The sequence below is a fragment of the Acaryochloris sp. IP29b_bin.137 genome, assembly GCF_028285745.1.
In the GTDB taxonomy this organism is placed as follows: domain Bacteria; phylum Cyanobacteriota; class Cyanobacteriia; order Thermosynechococcales; family Thermosynechococcaceae; genus Acaryochloris.
In genome coordinates this window covers 1-1,959 of record NZ_JANQOP010000045.1, presented here as the reverse complement: position 1 = coordinate 1,959, position 1,959 = coordinate 1, and the positions used below count along the sequence as shown (strand labels likewise).

The window sequence follows — 1,959 nt, the reverse complement described above, 5'->3', positions numbered from 1 at the left end:
AGCTGCTTCGACGAGTGGTTACCTAGGCCAATCCCTGGCTGAGTACCCCAATGTCCAACGGTGGCTCGATGCGCTTGAAGCTAGACCGGCAGTGCAAACCGGAATGGCGCTGCTATCACCCGACTTCGAGAGTCAATTCGGCACTCTTGCTTAATTTATTCAACTCCTTCTAGATCCTTTCTGTGCGGAGGTACACCCATGACTTACGACTACGACTTACTGGTAATCGGTGCTGGTTCTGGTGGTCTGGCTGCTGCCAAACGAGCCGCCAGCTATGGTGCCAAAGTTGGCATTATCGAAAATGACCTGGTGGGCGGCACCTGCGTCGTGCGCGGTTGTGTGCCCAAAAAGCTACTTGTCTATGCGTCTCAATTTTCCCATTTTTATCAAGATGCGGTGGGCTATGGTTGGGAGGCAGTGAAACCAAAGTTCCATTGGTCCAAACTAACTGAGATTGTCGATACCGAGGTTAACCGTCTCAGCCAATTACATACAAGTTTTCTGGATCAGTCCAAGGTGGATCTGATTCGAGGTCAGGCATCGTTTCTTGATGCCCGTACAATCATAGTGAACCAAGGTCAAGGTAAAACGGCTACACCCCAGACCTTCACTGCAGATCGGATACTGATTGCGACGGGAAGTGAAGCTATTTTGCCAAAGAGTCCTGGCATCGAATATGCCCTCACTTCCCGCGAACTGTTCAAACTGCAAGAACAACCGAAACGGATGGCCATCATTGGAGGCGGTTATATCGGTATTGAATTTGCGGGTATTTTTAATGCTCTGGGAACAGAGGTAATTCAAATTGTCCGAGGCGACAAAATTTTACGCGGCTTTGATGACGATATCCGCACACATCTCCAAGACGCCATGCACCAACGCGGTATCAAAATCTTGACTGAATCCCAGGTTGAACGGCTAGAGAAAACAGTAAATGGCACGGTCCTTTCCCTCATCGGTGACTCGGCACCCCCAACTGTTGAGGTTGATGCAGCAGTGTTGTTTGCCATTGGTCGAGCACCCAACACCGCTGATCTTGGTCTAGATCTTGCTGGAGTGGCAATGACAGATCGGGGTGCTGTGGCGGTTAACGAATGGAGCCAAACGACTCAGCCCCATATCTACGCTGTTGGTGATGTGACTAACCGGGCTAACCTAACCCCCATTGCCATTGATGAGGGGCGGGCCTTTGCCGATACAGTGTTTGGAAATACTCCTCGTGCAGTAAATTACGCCAATATTCCTACGGCAGTGTTTAGCCAGCCGGAAGTCGCGTCTGTGGGCTTAAGTGAGGACATGGCTAGGGAGCGACAAGGTCAAGAGAACGTGAAGATTTACCGCTCTATATTCCGACCTCTTTACCATAGTCTTACGGGGTCGACGGAAAAGACGCTAATGAAACTGGTGGTGGATCGGCAAAGTGATCGCGTTCTCGGTGCCCATATGGTGGGTAAAGAGGCAGCTGAAATTATTCAGTCAGTTGCGATCTCACTCAGTAAGGGAGCTACTAAGCAGGACTTCGACAACACGATGGCCCTCCATCCTTCCACTGCCGAGGAATTTGTGACCATGAGCTAAGGAGTTGAATCATGTCTCCGAAATTCACCCAAATTGCTTTTACGCCCACGGTTAAAGCCATACAAGAAAAATATGGTTCACGGGAGATGTACGACCGAATGGCCGCCAGTGGTCCAGACAATGATACTCTCATCCCCCGTGTCGCGGATTTCATCCAGGCCCGAGACAGCTTTTATATGGGGACTATAAACAACAATGGTTGGCCTTACATCCAGTTTCGTGGAGGGCCAGTGGGCTTCTTAAAAGTATTGGATGACAAAACGTTGGGGTTTGCCGATTTTGTGGGGAACTGTCAATATCTGACGATTGGAAACTTAGGGGATAGTAATCGTACTTTCCTCTTCCTGATGGATTATGCCAACCGTCGTCGCCTCAAAATAT

Annotated in this window: 2 protein-coding genes; both read left to right on the top strand. The window is 49.6% G+C overall.

Translation table 11 applies throughout. From position 1 onward, the window contains the following. Positions 1 to 198: 198 nt before the first annotated feature. The gene (gene gor / locus Q0991_RS03505) at positions 199 to 1,578 is read left to right on the top strand and encodes a glutathione-disulfide reductase (RefSeq protein WP_299485557.1); all 1,380 of its coding nucleotides are present in this window, start codon (positions 199 to 201) and stop codon (positions 1,576 to 1,578) included. Positions 1,579 to 1,589: 11 nt separating this feature from the next. Then, the coding region (locus Q0991_RS03500) for a pyridoxamine 5'-phosphate oxidase family protein (RefSeq protein WP_366524891.1) at positions 1,590 to 1,959 on the top strand (370 nt) is incomplete at its 3' end.